Genomic DNA, 20,252 nt, shown 5'->3' on the forward strand with positions numbered 1-20,252 from the left:
ACGCCTTATGTTTACGGGACCCTGGCGCTGGCGACCGACAAGGAGTTTGTCACCCCCTGACTGCACAAGCGCCTGGTGCCGCTGTTTTTGGCCAGCGGACTGGTCAAGGATGTGGACGGGAATTTGCAGGTGCAGCCGCAAGCCGCTGCCTGATGGTCTTCCAACGAGGCGCAAGACCGCGACGGATTGCGCCCGTCATCTGAGAAAACGCTGGACCGTTAGTACTTGCGCGCTCATAGGCGATCAGAACGGCACCGCCCAGCATGACCGGCAAATGGGCGTAAGGCAGGCAAAGCGGAATCAACATCAGTGCCCAGCACGTCGTGACGCACCAGAACCCGTGTGTTACGCCAAAGCACAACGGATCGACCAGCGCAGCCATGCCAAAAACGGAGAGCCTGGGCTGTTGATGGCAACGCGCAAGACAGCGTGAACGCATGACGCTCAATTGCCAGATAAGCCACCCAACCACCGCCATGGCCCCGGCCACAAGCTCTGAATCCGTGAGCGAAACCAGCAGCAGTGCGATGACAAAAAGCAGCGCACAGGCCGCCAGCCACACACAAAAATAGCCCAGCAGGAACAGCACGATGGCTCGCCAGCGATGGCGCGACAGCGAGCGAAACCACAGGTGCAGCGCAGGCCCCGCCAAGGCGGGCGTCATCATCGCCACCAACATCAAGGTCATGCCAGCCGCAAACGCGGCGAGGTCCAGGGTCGAGTAATAAAAATGCAGATAGCTCAGGCTCTCGGCGAACACCGGGCCGGGATTGGAACGGCACAGAAGCATCAGTTCGGCGTGGACGTTGTCACTGAGGGCAATGACGCTGAACGCGACGAGGCTGATACTCCATAACGTGCAAGCAAGCGGGTCAAGGCCTGCTTCTCGAAGCCGTGCCGACACGGACATCGTCAGGTCGACTGACGATAGATGCTGACCCGTTTGATCGATATCCCGCGCGCGTCATTGACCGGCACGATCAATACCGGCAAGGCATTCAGATTGGCCTCGCCTGTCAGATGAAGCCGGTCAATCGTATCGGTGATCTCGATCACCTTGCTCAGGCCCGATCCGCCATGGGGCTTGGCAATGTTGGTCGACTCGCTGATACCGAACAACGACACAACGCCTGCTCGGTTCTCCGGGTGATCAGCGGCAACGGCGCCTTCGGCCAAACCGACATATACATCGAAAATGGCCGCGTCGTTTTCCCCCGTGATGTTCTCCAGATTGAGAAATACGCGATCAGGTTCCGGGCTCGCGCGCAGCGCGAACGTGGACAGTTTGAAGCTGTCGGTGAGCTTGCGGACGGTGGGTTTATCGGTCCTCACAACGGTGGCCGAGGGATCGCTCCCCAGGGTAATCGCCTTGCTGTTTGCACCGAGCAGTTCAACCGTGGGCTTTTTGGGCATGGTTTCGACCTCCAGACCGTCAGTGATGCCGGGGACGTCCATGAGCGTTTTCAACAATACCAACCGAAGGTTCAGGCGCTGCTGACCACTCAGCGGATCGGAAATGTCCTCATACAAATAGTTGAGCCCGGGCGCCTTCGTGTCCAGCATATCTTTTGGGGCAAATTCCTTTCGACTGCCATCAGCTTGTGGCATCACAAAGCGCCGCTTGCCGCTCGGCCCATCGAGCCATGACTTGAGCACCGGGTTCCTGAAGTTCGAATTTCGGTTGAGCCACACCTCCCATAGCCGATCAATGTTGGCGTGATGCAGCCAGAAAATCGGATCGAGCCCGGCTGTAATTGGCATAGACATCAAGCCCAGGTTATGCCAGTCCCGGGGGTCCGTTCCGGTGAGGTAACCGCCAACAAGACCATGCACCGGATCATGTGGTCCCTGTTCAAGCAAGCCTTCATTCGGGCGCTCTGCGTTGTGCTGGAACGGTGTACGCACACCGCCGAACCCGGGAGAGCCATTTCGAACTCCTTCGAAATCGGGATCGCTCAAGGCCGCCTTCAGATCGACATCCTCCTTTCGGATGACCACCACGCCATCCCCACGGCCAAAACGCCGAGGCTCAAACAGTGGGTTGTCGCCACCATCGGGCCAGGAATTCGTCGCGAAGGCTTGCGGCAGCAGTCGCGGATTGGCGACCGCCGTGTCGTTGTAATTCCAATAGGGCAATGCCCAGTCGTCCGGTGCCCCCGGCAACGTGTGTATCGCGGCTCGCACAATCGATTCGTAAGCCGACAGATAACCCCGGTGCCACGGAAAGAAATACCAATTATGGTGCTGGCACTGATTCCGATCCTGATCGAGGTATACCGACGTGTCCGGTTCATGCTCATCCGGTGCCAACCACCCGAACTGGCGCCAGACCACCTCTTCAATGCCATGAATCGCCGCCATGTATTTCCAACTGGTGATGTCATCAAACGGGCGCGACTTCAGCACTTTGACTCCGCGGGCATACCACAGTAGTTCTGGAGCCCACGGTTGTTGCAGGCTCCAGACATTGCGTCGTATAAAAGTCACTGATCGGACCTCCCTGTCATCGAGTGTTTTTACCGGACCACGGTTCTTCCAGCTCACTGCGTTCCAAGACTATAGATCAGCTTTAGAGGCTCGTACTTTTTGCCTACGTTCACACTAAAGCTAAAGAACAGGCCTTTGGTTGTTGGCCCCCTCCTCCTCGCGTATTGCCCGAGACCTTTTTGTAGGTGGCACATCAACACGCCCATTTGAAGTCCTGAAAAGCTCCTGCCGCCGGTAATTCAGCCACAACAGCTTGAACATATCGCCTGGCCGTTTGTAACGAGGCTGCATAGCTGATCCCGGGGCCTAAGGCATCCACGATGGAAAAGACGTCCTCAAGGTCGCAGTCGAGGATCAAAGTGACCGGGACATAATCACTTGTCAGGTTTCGCATCCGACGGTTCAGTGGCAAGCCATCACAGGGCAAATCGATCAGCAACCAACTGCGATATTTGAAGCGCACGCTTACATCCTTGAGCATATCGTTCCACTCCATGACCCGACCTCATCGACTGGCAATCAATACTGGAATTGCGTTATTGAGAGAGAACGCCACCAGAAACACGGCCAGGCCTATGTCAATCTGCCGGGTGTATTTGAGAAACAGCGCCTTTATCGGGCCCTGGCCGAAGAGCAACGACACCAGGGAATACCAGATGACTTCGAGGGTTGAGCACAACACGACCACCAGCACTTTTTCGATGTCGGTGCGTGGCGAGGACAGGAAGCCGGCGTAGATGCTGATCATGAAGGCGATCGTCTTCATGTTGCTGATGTTGGTGATGACTCCTACCCGATAAGCCTTACTGAAGCTGGTGACGCCAACAGCGGCGCTTTCGGTGGTGCCAGTATTTTTTGCCAGCACACTTTTGATGATGCTGTAGGCGATGTAGAGCAGGTACGTCGAACCACACAAGGTGGCCACTTTGGAAAAGGCCGGGTACTCATGCAGCAATGCTGCCAGTCCCAAGAGGGAAATGGTCGAGAAGAACACCCCTACAGTGCAGATGCCCAAGGTCGCGCCAAGTCCAGTGGAAACCGAGCCCAGTGAAGAGAATCGACTGACAATGATGAAATTCGGCCCAGGGCTTATTACCGCCAGTATGTAAATCAACGCCGCTGTGAACATAAAACCTCCTTGTTTGAGCAGCAGTCTTTCCAGACTGCTGCCGGGTGGCATCAAGCCAATGCTTGTACCGGGGCCTCGATTTGAGCCAATTTATTCTCCAGGGCGGAAAGAATGTGTTCCACCCGCAAGGAAATCAGGCTGAACGAGCCCGCATCGCCCAAGCCGTGGGAGCTTTCGCATAACCCATTGAGAAACACCGCGGGCAAGTCATCCAGAGGCGTCAGGCTGTAATCGCGATTGACCACCAGGGCCCCGTGAGCATCGGCGCGAAACTGGCGATGATGAGGCGCGAGCAACGGGGGATACAGCTCACCGTTTTCCTTGGCCGCAATATCCTTGAAGCCCGTGGCGAGCACCAACGCATCCAGAGCAAGGGTTGAATGCGTCAGCTGATTGACCTCCCTGAGTGCCAGTTGTACCTGGCCCGATGTATCGATGTGCGCCTGCTCGATGGCGATGTTATTGAGGATCTTGATGCGCTGCTTGCCCTGCAGTTTTTCTTCATGGATGCGTACGTACAGCGCGTTGATGACATCTTCATCGGCAGAGCTGTAATTGGTGCCCCGCAATTGCTTGTCCAGCCGCGATTTGGCTTCTGGTGGAAGGTCAAAGTAGTAGTCGATGAATTCCGGGAAGTACACCTTGTCACTGAACGGGCTGGTGTCCTTGAGTCGAAAGCTGAAGCTTCGATGTAACGAATAAACCTCTTTGTCCGGGAACCTGGCAGTCAGATCGAGGACGATCTCCACCGCGCTCTGGCTGGAACCCACCACGCCGATACGCTGCACACTCGGTGGCAGCTTGTTGATGTGCTCCAGATAATGATTGAGGTGGAACACTCGGGGCCCGGTCAGACCTTCGAAAACTGCCGGGATATTCGCCGTACGCCCGGTGCCCAGCACCAGGCTGCGCCCATAAACGACTCGTTGATCGTTATAGGTGACCTTCCACACCTGCTCTCCCTTAAACAGAAGCGGTTCAACCTGCTGGACGAACGCCGAAGATTCGACATCGCCGAGAAAATGGCTGGCTACCCATTTGATGTACTCGGCATATTCCCGGCGTAACGGATACGTCAGTGGCAAGTTGAGGTAGTCGAACAGGCGACCGGTTTCTTTCAGGTAATTGACGAAACCATAGCGGCTGCGTGGATTGCGTGGCGTAACCAGATCCCGTAAAGGGTTGTTCTGGATATCCGATCCGCTGAGCAGCATTTCATCCTGCCAGTCCGGCGTCTGCTTGGCGTCCAGGAAGCGATAAGTCAGCGCTGATGCTGACTCTTCGAGGCCGATCGCCAATGCAAGGTTGGAGGGGCCGAAGCCAATTCCCACAATATCGAAGACAGTATTTGACATGGAAAAGCTCCTATCCCTGGATTTGCTTTAATGGAAGATGATAATAGTGATACGCGGTGTTTTCGATAAAGCCAAATCGAGTGTATAGGTTTCGTGCTCGTGGATTATCGTCTGCGCCTTCGATAAATAGTTGTTTGGCGCCTGTTGTCTGCGCAAATGTTTTTGCTGCATTCAATAACGCCAGCCCTACTCCCTTCTTGCGCTTTGATGATTCGACATATAAGTCATTGAGTATCCAGAGGCGCTCCAGTGTGACACTTGAGAAACTGGGGAATAGTTGGGTGAATCCAATGACTTCGTTGTTGACTTCAGCAACAACAAAAATTGTTTCGCCCAGAAAAAAGCGCTGTTTAATAAACTCCAGTGAGCGGGCCAGATCGGAGGCTTCACCATAGAACTGGCGGTATTTGTCCAGCAATGGCGCAATCGCCGCAGCGTCGTCGAGGGACGCATGCCGGGTAATGATTTGATCACTCATGATGCGGTCACCTCGGCAAAGGCTTGCTCAAGTAGGTGCAAACCCTGAGTGATCTGCGCGGGGGATATTGTCAGTGCCGGCAGGAACTTGAGCACCTGGTTGTCGATGCCTGAAGTTTCAATGATCAGCCCGCCCGCGTAGGCCTGTGCCGCAACTCTCTGCGCCAGGGACTTGTCCTCGAACTCAATGCCTCGGAAGAACCCGCGCCCTTTGAGGCGATTAGGCGCCTTGCTCGCAAAGTCCCGGGATAACGCCAGCAGCCCTTGATGCAGCAGGTCTGCCTTGGCGCTGAGCTCCTGGGTAAAACGGTTATCGCTCCAATAGTGATCGATAACCGCCTTGCCCGTGACAAATGCCAGGTTGTTGCCGCGAAACGTGCCGTTGTGTTCCCCCGGCTCCCATACATCCAGATGGGGCGCCAATAAAACAAGGGACATGGGCAAGCCATAACCGCTGATGGATTTGGACAAGGTCACGATATCCGGGGTGACACCCAGGGCCTCAAAGCTGAAGAAGTCCCCTGTGCGGCCGCAGCCTGCCTGTATATCGTCGATGATCAACAGAATGTCATGGTCATGGGCGATACGTTGCACCGCTTGTACCCAGGCGGCCGAAGCGTTGTTCACACCGCCCTCACCCTGCACTGTCTCAAGTACGATGGCCGCTGGCTTATCGATGCCGCTACCGCTGCGCAACATCTTGGACAGGTACAACGAGGTGTCCAGGTCGTCGCCAAAATACTGGTCATACGGCATGAACGTCACGTTGTTCAAGGTGACCCCGGCCCCTGCTCGCTTACGCGGGTTACTGGTCAAGGCGAGGCTGCCCAGGGACATGCCGTGGAACGCATTGGTGAATGCCACGATATTCTGGCGGCCGGTGTACTTGCGGGCCAGTTTGATGGCGGCCTCCACCGCATTGGTACCGGTAGGGCCGGGAAACTGTACTTTGTAGCGTAAGTTGCGACGGGCCAGGATCTGCTCATCGAACGCCGTCAGGAAGTTCTTCTTGGCCGTAGTTTTGAAATCCAGGCCATGGGTAATGCCATTGTTCTCGATATAGTCGAGCAGCGCAGCTTTCAAAACCGGGTTGTTATGTCCGTAGTTCAGAGCCCCCGCTCCGCTGAAAAAGTCAATGAACACCTGACCTTGTTCACTGGTCAAGGTCGACCCTTCAGCGGTGTGAAAGGTGGTAGTGAAGTCACGACAGTAAGAACGAACGTTAGACTCTTTAAGCTCAAATATATCCAGGGACTGTGGCGTGGCAGGTGCAAGGTGGGGCAGTGAGTAGTTCAGCGTAGCCGTCATGTCAGGTACCGTTTATCAATCCAATTGAATGGACTTCCAACAGGCATAGCGATTTCCCAGTGGCCATGTAGCGAATGCTGAGAGGTCTATCATCCGTGAAGTCCGTGTACAACTTTCATCCGTTGAAACATGACCCGCTCTGTTGGCCAGCAGGAACAATGACGTCTTTCGCTTATTAAACTATCAGTAATTCGTGAACAAACGACCAACTATAAATTCATATGCTTATTACTGGTTCTGTGAAATGCCCAAACATACAAATCAGTAACCGTGATGAGGCGTTTTTGGTCGGCAGAATCGCCCGTCGCTCGTTTCAGGCTTGGGATTGGCGGGAGGCAAGAGCGTTGCGCGGCGTGCCGGGGGCGTTGAGTAAAAATTGTCTCAGATGAAGTAAATTTCTCGATTTTTTTGGTTTTCGTTGCAGTAAAGAGCTTTTCCTGCACAATTCCCGACATTGAAATTCGATCCGAGATTGACTGATGTCCCTGACTCCCCAAGACGAACGACTCATCAAGGCGCTGGCTTTGGCCATCGTTGATCGCCCCCGCGCGACGCTCAAGGAGCTGGCTGAAGCCGCTGGCGTAAGCAAGGCGACGCTGCACCGCTTTTGCGGCACCCGTGACAATCTGGTGCTGATGATGGAAAGCCATGGTGAGACGGTTCTCAACCAGATCACCACCTCGACCGACCTGTTGAATGGCGATCCGGTGCAAGCCCTGCGCGGTTTGGTCAATGAGCATCTGGCACATCGTGAAATGCTGGTTTTCCTGCTCTTTCAGTATCGCCCCGACACCTTCGCGAACACCGATGAAGGCAAACGCTGGCAGTTCTATCTCGATGCCCTCGATGCATTCTTTCTGCGCGGCCAGCAATTGGGTGCGTTCCGTATCGATATCACTGCCGCGGTCTTCACCGAGCTGTTCCTGACCATGATTTTCGCCATGGTCGATGCCGAGCGCCGTGGGCGTGCCGCCAGTGCCAACTCAGCCAACGTCGTGGAACAGATGTTCCTGCATGGCGCTGCCAATCCCGCCCGTCCTCAGTAACGTTCCACCAAGCAAAAAAAAGCCCCGTGACCTCTCGGTTCACGGGGCTGAATGGCTGGACGTGCCAACCCAAAGGAGCTGTTGTCAGGACTTTTCTGGCGACCAGCCTCCGCCCAGCGAGCGGAACAGATCGACCAGGGCAATCTGCCGCTGGGTGCTGACCTCGATAAATGCCGTTTCGTTGACGAAGCGGGTGCGCTGGGCATCGAGGTAACGCAGGTGACTGTCGATGCCGCCTTCATAACGCGCCTTGGCCAGTTTCAACGTTTCGCTGCTGGTGTCGGCCAGCGCGCGTCGGGCCGCCTCTTCCCGGCGCAAGGTGTCGGTGGCGGCCAGTGCATCGGCGACCTCGCGAAACGCCGTCTGAATCGTGCCCTCATAAGCCGCCACCGCCGAGTCCTTACGGGCTTCGGCCAGGCTCAGGCCAGCACTGTTGCGCCCGGCATCGAACAACGGCAGCGACAGGTTCGGCACAAAACTCCAGGACCGCGAGCCTCCGTCGAACAAACCGGACATTTGTGCGCTGGATGTGCCGAAGCTGCCGGTCAGGCTGATTCGCGGAAAGAACGCCGCCCGTGCAGCGCCAATGTCGGCATTGCGCGCCTGCAATCGATGCTCGGCGGCGAGAATGTCCGGTCGGCGCTCGATCAATGTGGAGGTGGTGTCGGGCGCAATGTCCTGAACCAGCATCGGCTCCGTCGACAGCCGTTCAGGAATTGCTTTCGCTGCATCCTTGGTCCCGAGCAACAACACCAGCGCGTTAAAAGCCTGCTGTTTCTGCCGCAGATTGCTTTCCTGTTCGGCGCGCGATTGTTCCACCAGTCCCAATGCTTCCTGATAGTCCAGCGCTGTCGCCGTACCGTTTGATCGGCGCTGGCTGATCAGTGCAAACGAGTACTCGCGGCTGATCAGCGTTTGCTGAGTCAGGTCCAGGCGACGCTGGGCGCCATCGTGAATCAGATAAGCCTGACTGACTTCGGCAATCAGGGCGATCTGCGCGGCGCGGGCCGCCTCTTCAGTCGCCAGATACTCTTGCAATGCAGAGTCGCTAAGGCTCTTTACCCGGCCAAACAGATCCAGCTCGTATTCCGGCAGCGACACGCCGACCTGATAGCTGCTGGCAACCCCCGCCTGGCCATTGCTGGCCAGATCCGCCGGCAAGCGCTGACGATTGCCGGATGCACCGGCATTCAGGCCCGGCACCCGGTCCGCCCGCTGGATACGGTATTGCGCCCGCGCTTGTTCGATATCCAGAAGTGTCTGGCGTAAAGAGCGGTTGTTGTCCAGCGCGATCACCACCAGGCGACGCAGTTCGGGATCGACGATAAACGTCTGCCAAGCTAGTTGGTTAATCGGACTGCCCTGCTTCGTCGTCTCCCCCGCCCAGTGCTCCGTAACCGGCGCAACAGGACGCTCATAAGTCGGTGCCAGTGAGCAACCGCCCAGCAGCATGGCGATCACCAGCGTAGAGAATGCTGAAATGCGCATGGAATCACTCCTGAGCCAAAGCGGGTTGTTCGACAGGCGCGGGTTTACTGCGCAACCGCGACAGCACCCAGACAAAACAGATCGGTACGAACAGCACACCCAGCAACGTCGCGCTGAGCATCCCGCCGATCACACCGGTACCGATTGCACGCTGACTCGCCGCCCCTGCCCCGGTGGCCAATGCCAGCGGCACCACACCGAGGATGAACGCCATGGAAGTCATGACAATCGGCCGGAAACGCAGGCGCGCGGCTTCGATGGCGGCGTCACGCAGGCTGTAGCCCTTCTCCCACAGCTCCTTGGCGAACTCGACGATGAGGATCGCGTTCTTCGCCGCCAGACCGATGATGGTGATCAGGCCCACCTTGAAATACACGTCGTTAGGCATGCCGGCGACCATCACCGCGAGCACCGCACCGATGGCACCGATTGGCACGATCAGCATCACCGTCAACGGAATCGCCCAGCTCTCGTAGAGCGCCACCAGCAACAGGAACACCACCAGGATCGCCAGCGCGAAGAGTTGCGTCGCCTGACCGCTGGAGACCTTTTCCTGATACGACAGCCCCGTCCATTCGTAGCTGAAACCCGCCGGCAATTGCGCAGCGATTCGTTCCATTTCCGCCATGGCTTCACCGGTGCTATAGCCCGGTCCGGCGTCACCGACGATGCGGATCGATGGATATCCGTTGTAACGCACCACTTGCACCGGGCCTTCTTCCCAATGAGTGGTGACGAAAGCGCTGAGCGGCACCAGATTGCCCGCGCTGTTGTGCACGTACAGCTTGAGTACGCTTTCCGGGGTCATCCGATCGCCCTGCTCGGCCTGTACCACCACACGCTGTTGGCGGCCAGAGTTGGTGAAGTCGTTGATCACTTCAGAACCGAATGCGGCGGACAACGCCCTGCTGATGGACTCGAAACTCACGCCCAGCGTGCGGGCCTTGTCACGGTCGATCACAACTCGCAATTGCGGCGACTCGGCCAAGCCTTCCATCATGGCGTAGAGGATTTTCGGGTTGCCGTTGGCCTGAGCGAGCACCTGGTCACGGGCGGCGAGCAAGGCTTCACGACCCAGACCGGCACGATCCTGCAGGCGCAGCGCAAAACCACCGGAGTTGCCCAAACCGTCAATCGGTGGCGGCGGCACCGCCATCACGGCGCCGTCGTTGGTCACGGCAAACTGCTCGTTCAGCGCCATGACCTCGGCCATCGCCGATTGATCTTCGCCACGCTGCGACCAGTCCTTGAACACCGGGAACGCCAGTGCCGCGTTATCACCCATCCCGGAAAAGCTGAAACCCGAGACCAGGAACATCGACTGCACCGCATCACGAGACGCGAGATAGCGTTCCAGTTGTTCGCCGGTCGCTTCGGTGCGAGTCCGGGTCGCGCCCGGTGGCAACTGGACGTCGACGATCATGTAGCCCTGGTCTTCTACGGGCACAAACGATTCCGGCAAGCGCAGGTAGAAGAAACCGAGCATCGCGATAATGCCGACGTACACCAACATCATGCGACCGGCGCGCGCGACCAGCCCGCTGTTCAGGATTGAGTAACGCTCAGTGAGTCGGGCAAAGCCACGGTTGAAGGCGCCAAAGAAACCGCGCTTTTCATGGTGTCCTTGCGGAATCGGCTTGAGCAAAGTGGCGCACAGTGCTGGTGTGAACGTCAGCGCGAGGAAACCCGAGAACAGAATCGACACCGCCAGCGAGACCGAGAACTGCTGATAGATCACCCCCACCGAACCGGACATGAACGCCAGCGGCATGAACACCGCCGACAGCACCAGGGTGATACCGATGATCGCGCCTGATACCTGCCCCATGGCCTTGATCGTGGCATCGACCGGCGACAACCCTTCTTCCGCCATGATCCGCTCGACGTTCTCCACCACCACGATGGCATCGTCCACCAGAATGCCGATGGCGAGCACCATGCCGAACATGGTCATCATGTTCACCGAGAAGCCCAGCAGGTACATCATCACCAGTGTGCCGAGCAGACACACCGGCACCACAATCGACGGAATCAAGGTGTAGCGGATGTTCTGCAGGAACAGGAACATCACCAGGAATACCAGCACCATCGCCTCGATCAGGGTGTGAATCACCTTCTCGATGGCGACATCGACGAAACGCGACGTGTCGTAGGGAACGGAATATTCCACGTCGTCCGGGAAGTACGCCGACAGTTCGGCCAGACGTTCTTTTACGGCCGTTGCAGTCTGGATTGCGTTGGCGCCGGGCGACAACTGGATCGCCGCCGCCACGGCGGGTTTGCCGTTCAGACGCGAGTTGAAGTTGTAACTCTCCTGACCGATCTCCACTCGGGCGACGTCGCCCAGTTTGACCGTCGAGCCGTCCTCGTTGGCGCGCAGAACGATGCGTGCGAATTCTTGCGGATTATCCAGCGTGCCTTTCACTGCCAGCGTGGCGGTCAGTTCCTGTTGGCTGCTGGTTGGCGTGCTGCCGAAACTGCCGGCCGGCACCTGCACGTTTTGCCCGCGAATCGCGGTGCTCACGTCGTCGATGGATAGCCCATAACCCACCAGCTTCTGCGGGTCGAGCCAGATGCGCATCGCGGCTTCAGAGGAGAAGAATTGCAGCTTGCCGACGCCCGGCACCCGACGTAGTTCGTTGTTGATGTTGCGCGCGGCGTAGTCGCCCAGTGCGGTCGTGTCGGTGTGCTGGGAACCTTCCTTATAGTTGAGCGCATAGATCAGCAGGAAACCGGCACTGGCCTGCTCCACCTCCAGACCTTGGGTGAGTACCGCTTGCGGCATGCGCGACTCAGCCTTTTTCAGGCGGTTTTGCACGTCGACCTGAGCGAGCTGCGGATCAGTACCCGGCTGGAACGTCACCGCAATTTCGGCGATGCCATTGGAGTTGTTGGTCGACTCGAAATACAGCAGGTTCTTGGCCCCGTTGAGCGACTCTTCAATCACGCTGGTGACCGAATCCACCAGTACTTTCGCCGAGGCACCGGGGTAAGTCGCTGTCACCTTGATCTGCGGCGGCGCAACGTCGGGATACTGCGCCACCGGCAGCATCGGAATGACCAGCAGGCCGGCCAGAGAGATGAACAACGCCACCACCCAGGCAAAGTTCGGGCGTTTGATGAAAAACTTGGACATCGGGAAATCCTCGCGGCGACGGCGCCCTTACTGTTTCGACTCAGACGACTGAGCCACGGCCTGGGATTGACCCGGTACGACCTTGGCCCCCGGTTGCAGACCGGCAAGGCCACCAACGATCACTTGATCGCCCGCCTTCAAGCCTTCACTGATCTGCCAGCGCGATCCCTGCATGGCACCGGTGACCACACTGCGTGATTCGACCCGGTCATCTGCGCCGACCACCATCACTTGGGCGCCGCCATCGCTGCCCCGCTGCACCGAACGTTGCGGCACGAGAATGGCCTGGCTGTCAGTGCCCTGTGGCGTACGCACACGGACATACATGCCCGGCAACAGCACGCCGTCGGTATTGGCGAACTTGCCGCGCAACGACACCTGCCCCGTGCCGCGATCCACGGCGACATCGGTAAACATCAGCGCACCCTGACGCTCGTATTGGGTGCCATCGACGCGAATCGACAGTGCCTTGTTGTCGGCGGCGGAGAGTTTTCCGTCCTTGAGCGACTCGCGCAGACGCAGTGCGTCGGCGGCCGACTGAGTGAAGTCGACATACACCGGATCCAGTTGCTGAATCCGCGCCATCAACGTTGCGTCCCCCTGCCCGACCAAAGCCCCTTCGGTGACCAGCGCCCGGCCGACGCGGCCGGAAATCGGTGCCGTCACCGAGGCATAACCGAGATTCAGCCGTGCACTTTGCAGATCGGCCTGAGCCGAACGGGTGGCTGCCTGAGCGCTGCGCAGGTCAGCCATGGCGCTGTCGAAATCCTGCTGGCTGACCGCTTCGATCTTCACCAACGGTTCATAGCGCTTGACCCGGGCCTGAGCCTCAAGCGCAACGGACTGGGTGCGGGCCAGTTCACCTTCGGCCCGCGACAACGCGGCTTTGAGCGGTGCCGGATCGATCAGGAACAGCAGTTCCCCGGCTTTCACATCCGCGCCTTCTTCAAAACGCTTCTGCATCACGATGCCCGGCACCCGAGCACGCACTTCCGCAATGCGCATCGGTTCCACCCTGCCCGGCAGCTCCGACGTCAGCGCCAAAGGCTCGGTCTTCACCGCCACCACTTCGACCGGGCGCGCCACTTCCGCGACCGCCGTTTGTTCACTTGCCGGCCCACACCCGGCCAACGCAATGGCGACTGCCAGCGAGCCCGCCATTCCTACCGCACGCAAATTGCCCATAACTCACCCAAGGCTTGATCGAATTTGGCGCGAATGCTACGTTTCAAATCTTAATGAGTCAATAATGTCTCATGTGAGTATTTTGTGAATCTTATATGAACACCGCTCAAGGCCTCTGATGAACTCGATTTCCCATGATGAACAGATGCTCAAGTCGCTGACCCTGGCCGTGGCCAACCGGCCGAGGGCGACGATGAAGGAACTGGCGCAACTGGCTGGCGTGAGCAAGGCCACCCTGCACCGCTACTGCGGAACACGGGAAAACCTGACCGCAAAACTGGAGGAGCACGCCGAGGGCACGCTAAAGCTGATCATCGACAACGCTGGCCTGCAGCACCTGGAACCGCTGGAGGCGCTGCGCCGATTGATCCGGGAACACCTCGCCCACCGCGAGTTGCTGGCCTTTTTGATGGCGCAATACCGTCCTGATTTTCTCGATCTGGAACAGGGGGGCAGACGCTGGCTGTTTTATCTGGAGGCGCTGGACGGGTTCTTTTTGAAAGGCCAGCAGGCTGGGCTGTTTCGCATCGATATCACTGCGGCAATCTTCACCGAGTTGTTCGTATCGTTGGTCTACGGGCTGGTGGATGCCGAACTGCGCGGGCGTGCGGCCCATGCGGATTCGGCGCGGACGCTTGAACAAATGTTTTTGAATGGGGTGCTGGCTGCTCGGCGTCTTTCTTGATCAGCCAAACAATTTACGGATCTCGGAAACCACCTGCATCGTAGCGTCTTCGATCGTTCCTTCATTACGGCACAAAGCCCAGCCATGATCGGCAGCCGCTTGCTCGAACGTCTCTGTACACGCGACATGCTCAGCGTGCTTCTGGATCACAGTACCGCCCAGCCCTCTGGATCGTGCCTTTGCCCTGGCCCATGAAATATCTGGCGCGGTGACGACGCCGACATGCAGGTCTGGCACCCGCACGTTTCGCTCGATGTTCAGCTTGAGAATCTCTGCAAACGGGACGGTTTGGCGAAACGCGGCGTCAGACGGATACCAGCGATCGATCAAGATAATGCTGCCCACCGGCTGTTCAGTCAGCACGTGCCGGGAGATCCAGCTACGGCTATCAGCAAAGCGCTGACACACCGCCCACTCCAGATCCCGGGAGTGATTTCTGGCAAGTTCGTTGACGAGGGCCATGGTGGCACCCCGGTAGGGATCGCTTTTTCTCTCGCAAAGCCGGATGACTTTCTTGTTGTCGGCCCTCAGTACTGCCGTAACGGCTTCCAGTAATGTGGTTTTGCCGGTTCCTTTTGGCCCATCCAGAGAAATAAACAGCGGACGATTCATTTTTCACGCAACGATTGAGACATTGATGAGCACTCTATCCTCATTTTCTGAAATTGAATCAGCTCATCCCTGCCCTTTGCCTAGACTTGCTTCCCGATGATGTTCGCCAGACCTTTTGACTGCCAGGGAATCACTTAAGGAGTCACCCCATGTCAAAGCTATATCCCGGAATCGATCCTGAAGGGCTTGTCGAGTACTCGGTGGTCTACACCGACCGCTCGCTCAACCACATGTCGCAGTCATTTCAAGCAGTGATGAGGAACATTTCCCGGACCCTGAAACAGGTCTACAACGCCGAGGCGGTTGCGGTGGTTCCGGGCAGCGGCACATTCGGCATGGAAGCGGTGGCGCGACAGTTCGCCACCGGCCAGCAATGCCTGGTGATACGCAACGGCTGGTTCAGTTATCGCTGGAGCCAGATCCTTGAGACGGGCAACATCCCGGCGGCCACTACGGTACTGAAAGCCCGACCGGTCGAAACGGGTCGCCAGGCGGCCTACGCCCCGCCCCCTCTGGACGAAGTGCTGGCAGCCATTGCGGCGCAGAAGCCGCAGATTGTCTTCGCCCCCCACGTTGAAACCTCATCAGGGATTATCCTGCCCGACGAGTACCTGCGGGCCGTCGGCGACGCCGTGCATGCAGTGGGTGGCCTGTTCGTCCTGGACTGCATCGCTTCCGGCACGCTTTGGGTTGATATGCACAAATGCGCCGTCGACCTGCTGATCAGCGCACCACAGAAAGGTTGGAGCGCCTCCCCTTGCTGCGCCCTGGTGATGTTCAGTTCTTTGGCCCTCGAGCGCATCGAGCAGACGCAAAGCAGCAGCTTCGCCTGCGACCTGAAAAAGTGGCTGCAGATCATGCAGGCCTACGAACAGGGCGGACATGCCTACCACGCGACCATGCCCAGTGATTCTCTCGCGCGGTTCAACGACGTAATGAAAGAGACGCAAGCCTACGGTTTCGAAAAGGTCCGCGACGACCAGCAGGTTCTGGGCGATCGGGTGCGCGCAATGTTGACCGGCAAAGGCTTCAAAAGCGTGGCCGCAGCCGGCTTTCAGGCCCCAGGCGTCGTGGTGAGCTACACCGATGATCCCGATATCAAAAACGGTAAGAAATTTGCCAACCACGGCCTGCAGATCGCCGCCGGGGTGCCGTTGCAATGCGATGAACCGGCCGACTTCCAGACCTTCCGTATCGGTCTGTTCGGACTCGAAAAACTGCACAACATCGAGCGGACGGTCAGCACCCTCGAGCAGGCACTGGATGAGGTGATGGTTAACTAAGCCCTCTTCTCGCCCACAGCAAATACCGCTCCCGCCGATCCTGCTCGGCGGGAACCACCAAGCCGCGATCAACCTGTCATAAATTCCATATCCGCTGGCAAAAATCCGACTTTCCTGGCGTTCCAATAACCCCTGAAGATCCGCGTGGACGCGCCCGGCGTCTTTCCGAAACGCCATTGAGCGCCAAATCACTGTTCATTCTGAATTAGTGATTTAACTAGGTAGTTACCTATCTATATAATGCCTTCCTCATTTCAACGGGACATTCAACGTGAAGCAGAGTCAACGCCTCTCGGGCATATCAACATTCATTCTGGTCGGGCTCGGGGTGATCATCGCCCTGCTCGGCCTGGCACTGGCCGCTGGCGGTGTGAAATTGGTCAGCCTGGGAGGCTCCTGGTACTTCCTGGTGGGTGGTCTGGTCATGGCCATTTCCGGCCTGCTGATCGCACGTCGCAAGCCTGCCGGTGCGTGGCTTTTCGCCGCGTTTCTGCTGGGGACGGCGATCTGGGCCGTGAGCGACGCAGGCCTGGTGTTCTGGCCGGTGTTCTCTCGTCTGTTCATGTTCAGCGCCGTGGGCCTGGCGGTCGCGCTGGTCTACCCGATGCTCAAGCGCGCTAATGGTGGCGTTCCGGGACGTGGCGCGTACGGCGTTGCCGCTGTTCTGGCGGTCGGCCTGGCCGTAGCGGCCGGCAACATGTTCGTCGCGCACCCGACCGTCGCCCCTACCGGCACCGGCCCGGGCCTCACTCCGGTCGAACCGGAAAAGGCGCAGAAAGACTGGGCGCACTACGGTAATACCGAAGGTGGTAGCCGCTTCGCTGCGCTGGACCAGATCAACCGCACCAACGTCGACAAGTTGAAAGTCGCCTGGACCTACCACACCGGTGACATCGCCGAGAGTGACGGCAATGGCGCTGAAGACCAACTCACCCCGCTGCAGATCGGCAACAAGGTGTTCATTTGCACCCCGCACAACAGCCTGATTGCGCTGGATGCCGACACCGGTAAAGAACTCTGGAAAAACGCCATCAACGCCCAGTCGAAAGTCTGGCAGCGTTGCCGTGGCATGGCGTATTTCGATGCGAGCGCCGCTGTCGCCAAACCAGCCAGCTCGCCTGTGACCGATACCCCGGCCGCTCCCGCCGCCAACTGCACACGCCGTCTGCTGAGCAACACCATCGACGCACGTCTGATCGCTGTCGATGCCGACACCGGCGAGTTCTGCCAGGGTTTCGGCAACAATGGCCAGGTTGATCTGAAGGCCGGTCTGGGTGATGTCCCGGACAGCTACTACCAATTGTCCTCCGCGCCACTGATGGCCGGCACCACCGTCGTCGTTGGCGGTCGCGTGGCCGACAACGTGCAGACCGACATGCCGGGCGGCGTGATCCGTGGTTTCGATGTGATCACCGGCGCCATGCGCTGGGCGTTCGACCCGGGTAACCCGCAGGATAAAAAGGCGCCGGCCGATGGCAAAACCTATGTTCGCAGCACGCCGAACAGCTGGGCGCCAATGTCTTATGACCCGGCTACCAACACTGTCTTCCTGCCGATGGGCAGCTCTTCCACCGACATCTACGGCGTGGAACGCAGCAAACTCGACCACACATACGGCGCATCGATCCTGGCGCTGGACGCCAACAGCGGCGAAGAAAAGTGGGTCTACCAGACCGTGCACAACGACCTCTGGGACTTCGACCTGCCGATGCAGCCAAGCCTGATCGACTTCACCAAGGACGGCAAAACCGTGCCGGCGCTGGTGATCGGCACCAAGGCCGGGCAGATCTACGTGCTGGATCGCGCCACCGGCAAACCACTGACCGAAGTAAAAGAAGTACCAGTCAAGGCTTCGAACATTCCGAACGAGCCCTACTCGCCAACCCAGCCAAAATCCGTGGGCATGCCGCAGATCGGTGCCCAGCACCTGACCGAGTCGGACATGTGGGGCGCCACCCCGTATGACCAGCTGCTGTGCCGGATCGATTTCAAGTCGATGCGTTACGACGGTCTGTACACCGCGCCGGGCACTGACAAGTCCCTGAGCTTCCCGGGTTCGCTGGGCGGCATGAACTGGGGCAGCATTTCCACTGACCCGGTGCATGGTTTCATCTTCGTCAACGACATGCGTCTGGGCCTGTGGATTCAGATGATCCCTTCGCAGAACAAAGGCCAGGCAACCTCCGGTGGCGAAGCGCTGAACACCGGCATGGGCGCCGTTCCGCTGAAAGGCACGCCTTACGCGGTGAACAAGAACCGCTTCCTGTCGGTGGCCGGCATTCCATGCCAGGCGCCGCCGTTCGGCACGTTGACCGCCATCGATATGAAGACCCAAAAAGTCGCCTGGCAGGTTCCGGTCGGCACCGTTGAAGACACAGGTCCCCTGGGCATCCGCATGCACCTGCCGATCAAGATCGGTCTGCCAACCCTCGGCGGCACGCTGTCGACTCAAGGTGGTTTGATCTTCATCGCCGGCACCCAGGACTTCTACCTGCGCGCCTTCAACAGCGGCAACGGTGAAGAAATCTGGAAAGCACGTCTGCCGGTCGGCAGTCAGGGCGGCCCGATGACGTACGTGTCGCCGAAAACCGGCAAGCAATACGTGGTCATCACCGCGGGTGGCGCTCGTCAATCGACCGATCGCGGTGACTACGTAATGGCTTACGCCCTGCCGTAAACCGCTGCGCCCTCCTTCACTTCACTTGTGCGCGACACCTTCGGGTGTCGCGTCGTTTCATGTCCTCAGCTTTGGATTTCAGCAATGTCATTGGCTGTTCGCTTTTCTCACTCCAGCGTATTCACCGGCGTGCTGCTCGGTCTCACCTGCGGCACCGCCCTGCCCGCCTTCGCCGACACCGATTCAAACGTGTTCACCCGCAACACCCTGACCGGCGACTGGGGCGGCCTGCGCCACCAGCTCGATGAAGACGGCATCAAGTTCACCGGTGATTACACTGGCGAAACCGCCTACAACGCCGACGGCGGCCTGCACCGTTCCGCCCGTTACTCGCAGAACATCAAGCTCGGCGCACAGTTCGACCTGAGCAAAATCTATGGTGTGGACAACGCGGGCAAGGTCCAGTTGACCATCAACGACCGTCGCGGCAACAGCGCCTCGGAGGATCTGGTCGGCAACCGTCTGCCTATCCAGGAAAACTACGGTGGCCTCTACACGCGTCTGACCGAACTGAGTTACGAGCGCACGCTGTTCACCCCGGCACTGAACGTCAAACTCGGCTACATGGCCATGGGCAACGACCTCGGTGGCCTCGACAGCGGCATCCTCTGCAACTTCATGAACGCCGGTTTCTGCGGCCACCCGCTGAACATGTCCGGTGGCAGCGGCTGGACCAACTACCCCAATGCGCACTTGGGTGTGCGGGTCAAATACGACCTGTCGCCGGAATGGCAACTGCGCGTCGCCGCGTTCAACGTCGACCCCGAAAGCAACGGCAACTCCAGCCGCGCCTGGCACCTGGGCCCGAAACACACCACCGGTACTGTGGTACCTGTCGAACTGGTCTACAAACACGCAGGCACCCTGCCTGGTGAATACAAACTCGGCTACTACTACGACAGCTCCGACGTGAAACGCATCGGCAGCGACAAGGAAGTGTCCGGTCGCGGCGGTCATTACCTGCTGATCGATCAGGCGGTCTGGAGTTCGCAATCGTCCGAGGGCCGCAGCCTCCACGCCTTCGGTCAATACTCGGCCGCCAGCGAAGCGGCTTCGCCGTTCAGCAAGTGGTACGGCACTGGTGTGGTTCTGTACAAGCCGTTCGAAGGCCGCCCGCGTGACACCGTCGCCCTGGGTTACGGTCGCGCCGTGCAGAACCCGCGCAGCCGCGACGTGCAACAAGACGCCGCGTTGGCCAACGGCACGCCGCTGTCCAACCTGGACAGCGCCGAGCAACTGATCGAACTCGGTTACGGCTACCAGGCCACCCCATGGCTGACCCTGCGACCGAACGTGCAGTACATCATCGAGCCGGGCGCGTTTTCCGGGCAGGACATCGACAATGCACTGGTGTTCGGACTGCAGGTGAAAGCAAGTCTCTGAC

At 58.6% G+C, this 20,252-nt stretch carries 16 protein-coding genes; 5 read left to right on the top strand and 11 right to left on the bottom strand.

Annotated elements, in window-relative coordinates:
- Positions 1 to 103: 103 nt before the first annotated feature.
- The 7 genes from AC3WRD_RS07925 to ectB form a co-directional block, all read right to left on the bottom strand.
- Positions 104 to 910, bottom strand: coding sequence for a copper chaperone (locus tag AC3WRD_RS07925; protein ID WP_102619879.1), 807 nt, complete (start codon positions 908 to 910; stop codon positions 104 to 106).
- A 2-nt stretch (positions 911 to 912) separates the two neighbouring features.
- Positions 913 to 2,406, bottom strand: a complete 1,494-nt coding sequence (locus tag AC3WRD_RS07930; protein ID WP_102619878.1) for a tyrosinase family protein — start codon at positions 2,404 to 2,406, stop codon at positions 913 to 915.
- A gap of 274 nt (positions 2,407 to 2,680) precedes the next feature.
- The gene (locus tag AC3WRD_RS07935) at positions 2,681 to 2,983 is read right to left on the bottom strand and encodes a hypothetical protein (RefSeq protein WP_102619877.1); all 303 of its coding nucleotides are present in this window, start codon (positions 2,981 to 2,983) and stop codon (positions 2,681 to 2,683) included.
- A 9-nt stretch (positions 2,984 to 2,992) separates the two neighbouring features.
- Complete coding sequence (locus AC3WRD_RS07940; RefSeq protein ID WP_102619876.1) at positions 2,993 to 3,616, bottom strand: LysE family translocator; 624 nt, start codon at positions 3,614 to 3,616, stop codon at positions 2,993 to 2,995.
- Between the two features lie 50 nt (positions 3,617 to 3,666).
- Positions 3,667 to 4,971 carry a SidA/IucD/PvdA family monooxygenase gene (locus AC3WRD_RS07945; protein ID WP_096820435.1) on the bottom strand — a complete coding sequence of 435 codons (1,305 nt, stop codon included), beginning with the start codon at positions 4,969 to 4,971 and terminating at the stop codon, positions 3,667 to 3,669.
- A gap of 10 nt (positions 4,972 to 4,981) precedes the next feature.
- Positions 4,982 to 5,449 carry a GNAT family N-acetyltransferase gene (locus AC3WRD_RS07950; RefSeq protein WP_096820434.1) on the bottom strand — a complete coding sequence of 156 codons (468 nt, stop codon included), beginning with the start codon at positions 5,447 to 5,449 and terminating at the stop codon, positions 4,982 to 4,984.
- Positions 5,446 to 6,699 (bottom strand): diaminobutyrate--2-oxoglutarate transaminase, encoded by a 1,254-nt coding sequence (gene ectB / locus AC3WRD_RS07955; protein WP_207267954.1) that lies wholly within the window; start codon positions 6,697 to 6,699, stop codon positions 5,446 to 5,448. The genes AC3WRD_RS07950 and ectB overlap by 4 nt, the downstream gene beginning before the upstream one ends.
- A gap of 536 nt (positions 6,700 to 7,235) precedes the next feature.
- Here ectB and AC3WRD_RS07960 point away from each other — a divergent pair.
- Complete coding sequence (locus AC3WRD_RS07960) at positions 7,236 to 7,802, top strand: TetR/AcrR family transcriptional regulator (RefSeq protein WP_096820432.1); 567 nt, start codon at positions 7,236 to 7,238, stop codon at positions 7,800 to 7,802.
- A gap of 84 nt (positions 7,803 to 7,886) precedes the next feature.
- On the opposite strand, the gene AC3WRD_RS07965 is transcribed toward AC3WRD_RS07960, so the two are convergent.
- Genes AC3WRD_RS07965 through AC3WRD_RS07975 form a run of 3 tightly spaced genes read right to left on the bottom strand, consistent with a single transcriptional unit; the run spans position 7,887 to position 13,611 of the window.
- Positions 7,887 to 9,290, bottom strand: a complete 1,404-nt coding sequence (locus tag AC3WRD_RS07965; RefSeq protein WP_102619874.1) for an efflux transporter outer membrane subunit — start codon at positions 9,288 to 9,290, stop codon at positions 7,887 to 7,889.
- 4 nt (positions 9,291 to 9,294) lie between these two features.
- The gene (locus tag AC3WRD_RS07970) at positions 9,295 to 12,426 is read right to left on the bottom strand and encodes a multidrug efflux RND transporter permease subunit (RefSeq protein WP_102619873.1); all 3,132 of its coding nucleotides are present in this window, start codon (positions 12,424 to 12,426) and stop codon (positions 9,295 to 9,297) included.
- Between the two features lie 27 nt (positions 12,427 to 12,453).
- Positions 12,454 to 13,611, bottom strand: coding sequence for a MexC family multidrug efflux RND transporter periplasmic adaptor subunit (locus AC3WRD_RS07975; protein ID WP_102619872.1), 1,158 nt, complete (start codon positions 13,609 to 13,611; stop codon positions 12,454 to 12,456).
- 118 nt (positions 13,612 to 13,729) lie between these two features.
- Between AC3WRD_RS07975 and AC3WRD_RS07980 the strand changes: the two genes are divergently transcribed.
- On the top strand, positions 13,730 to 14,296 hold the full coding sequence (locus tag AC3WRD_RS07980) for a TetR/AcrR family transcriptional regulator (RefSeq protein WP_102619871.1): 567 nt from the start codon (positions 13,730 to 13,732) through the stop codon (positions 14,294 to 14,296).
- On the opposite strand, the gene AC3WRD_RS07985 is transcribed toward AC3WRD_RS07980, so the two are convergent.
- On the bottom strand, positions 14,297 to 14,908 hold the full coding sequence (locus AC3WRD_RS07985; protein WP_102619870.1) for a dTMP kinase: 612 nt from the start codon (positions 14,906 to 14,908) through the stop codon (positions 14,297 to 14,299).
- A 149-nt stretch (positions 14,909 to 15,057) separates the two neighbouring features.
- Between AC3WRD_RS07985 and AC3WRD_RS07990 the strand changes: the two genes are divergently transcribed.
- From AC3WRD_RS07990 to AC3WRD_RS08000, 3 genes are all read left to right on the top strand, one after another.
- On the top strand, positions 15,058 to 16,191 hold the full coding sequence (locus AC3WRD_RS07990) for an aminotransferase class V-fold PLP-dependent enzyme (RefSeq protein ID WP_102619869.1): 1,134 nt from the start codon (positions 15,058 to 15,060) through the stop codon (positions 16,189 to 16,191).
- Between the two features lie 271 nt (positions 16,192 to 16,462).
- On the top strand, positions 16,463 to 18,868 hold the full coding sequence (locus AC3WRD_RS07995) for a glucose/quinate/shikimate family membrane-bound PQQ-dependent dehydrogenase (protein ID WP_102619868.1): 2,406 nt from the start codon (positions 16,463 to 16,465) through the stop codon (positions 18,866 to 18,868).
- A gap of 84 nt (positions 18,869 to 18,952) precedes the next feature.
- Entirely contained in the window at positions 18,953 to 20,251 is a 1,299-nt protein-coding gene (locus tag AC3WRD_RS08000) for a carbohydrate porin (RefSeq protein WP_102619867.1), read from the top strand.
- Position 20,252 lies beyond the last annotated feature (1 nt).

The sequence above is a fragment of the Pseudomonas sp. FW215-R2 genome, assembly GCF_058789255.1.

Bases quoted from the DNA above. Each gene is read 5' to 3' on its own strand.
- AC3WRD_RS07945 (WP_096820435.1), bottom strand. From the start codon at position 4,971: ATGTCAAATACTGTCTTCGATATTGTGGGAATTGGCTTCGGCCCCTCC.
- AC3WRD_RS07970 (WP_102619873.1), bottom strand. From the start codon at position 12,426: ATGTCCAAGTTTTTCATCAAACGCCCGAACTTTGCCTGGGTGGTGGCG.
- AC3WRD_RS07935 (WP_102619877.1), bottom strand. From the start codon at position 2,983: ATGGAGTGGAACGATATGCTCAAGGATGTAAGCGTGCGCTTCAAATAT.
- AC3WRD_RS07975 (WP_102619872.1), bottom strand. From the start codon at position 13,611: ATGGGCAATTTGCGTGCGGTAGGAATGGCGGGCTCGCTGGCAGTCGCC.
- AC3WRD_RS08000 (WP_102619867.1), top strand. From the start codon at position 18,953: ATGTCATTGGCTGTTCGCTTTTCTCACTCCAGCGTATTCACCGGCGTG.
- AC3WRD_RS07940 (WP_102619876.1), bottom strand. From the start codon at position 3,616: ATGTTCACAGCGGCGTTGATTTACATACTGGCGGTAATAAGCCCTGGG.
- AC3WRD_RS07980 (WP_102619871.1), top strand. From the start codon at position 13,730: ATGAACTCGATTTCCCATGATGAACAGATGCTCAAGTCGCTGACCCTG.
- AC3WRD_RS07950 (WP_096820434.1), bottom strand. From the start codon at position 5,449: ATGAGTGATCAAATCATTACCCGGCATGCGTCCCTCGACGACGCTGCG.
- AC3WRD_RS07990 (WP_102619869.1), top strand. From the start codon at position 15,058: ATGTCAAAGCTATATCCCGGAATCGATCCTGAAGGGCTTGTCGAGTAC.
- AC3WRD_RS07925 (WP_102619879.1), bottom strand. From the start codon at position 910: ATGTCCGTGTCGGCACGGCTTCGAGAAGCAGGCCTTGACCCGCTTGCT.
- AC3WRD_RS07965 (WP_102619874.1), bottom strand. From the start codon at position 9,290: ATGCGCATTTCAGCATTCTCTACGCTGGTGATCGCCATGCTGCTGGGC.
- AC3WRD_RS07985 (WP_102619870.1), bottom strand. From the start codon at position 14,908: ATGAATCGTCCGCTGTTTATTTCTCTGGATGGGCCAAAAGGAACCGGC.
- AC3WRD_RS07960 (WP_096820432.1), top strand. From the start codon at position 7,236: ATGTCCCTGACTCCCCAAGACGAACGACTCATCAAGGCGCTGGCTTTG.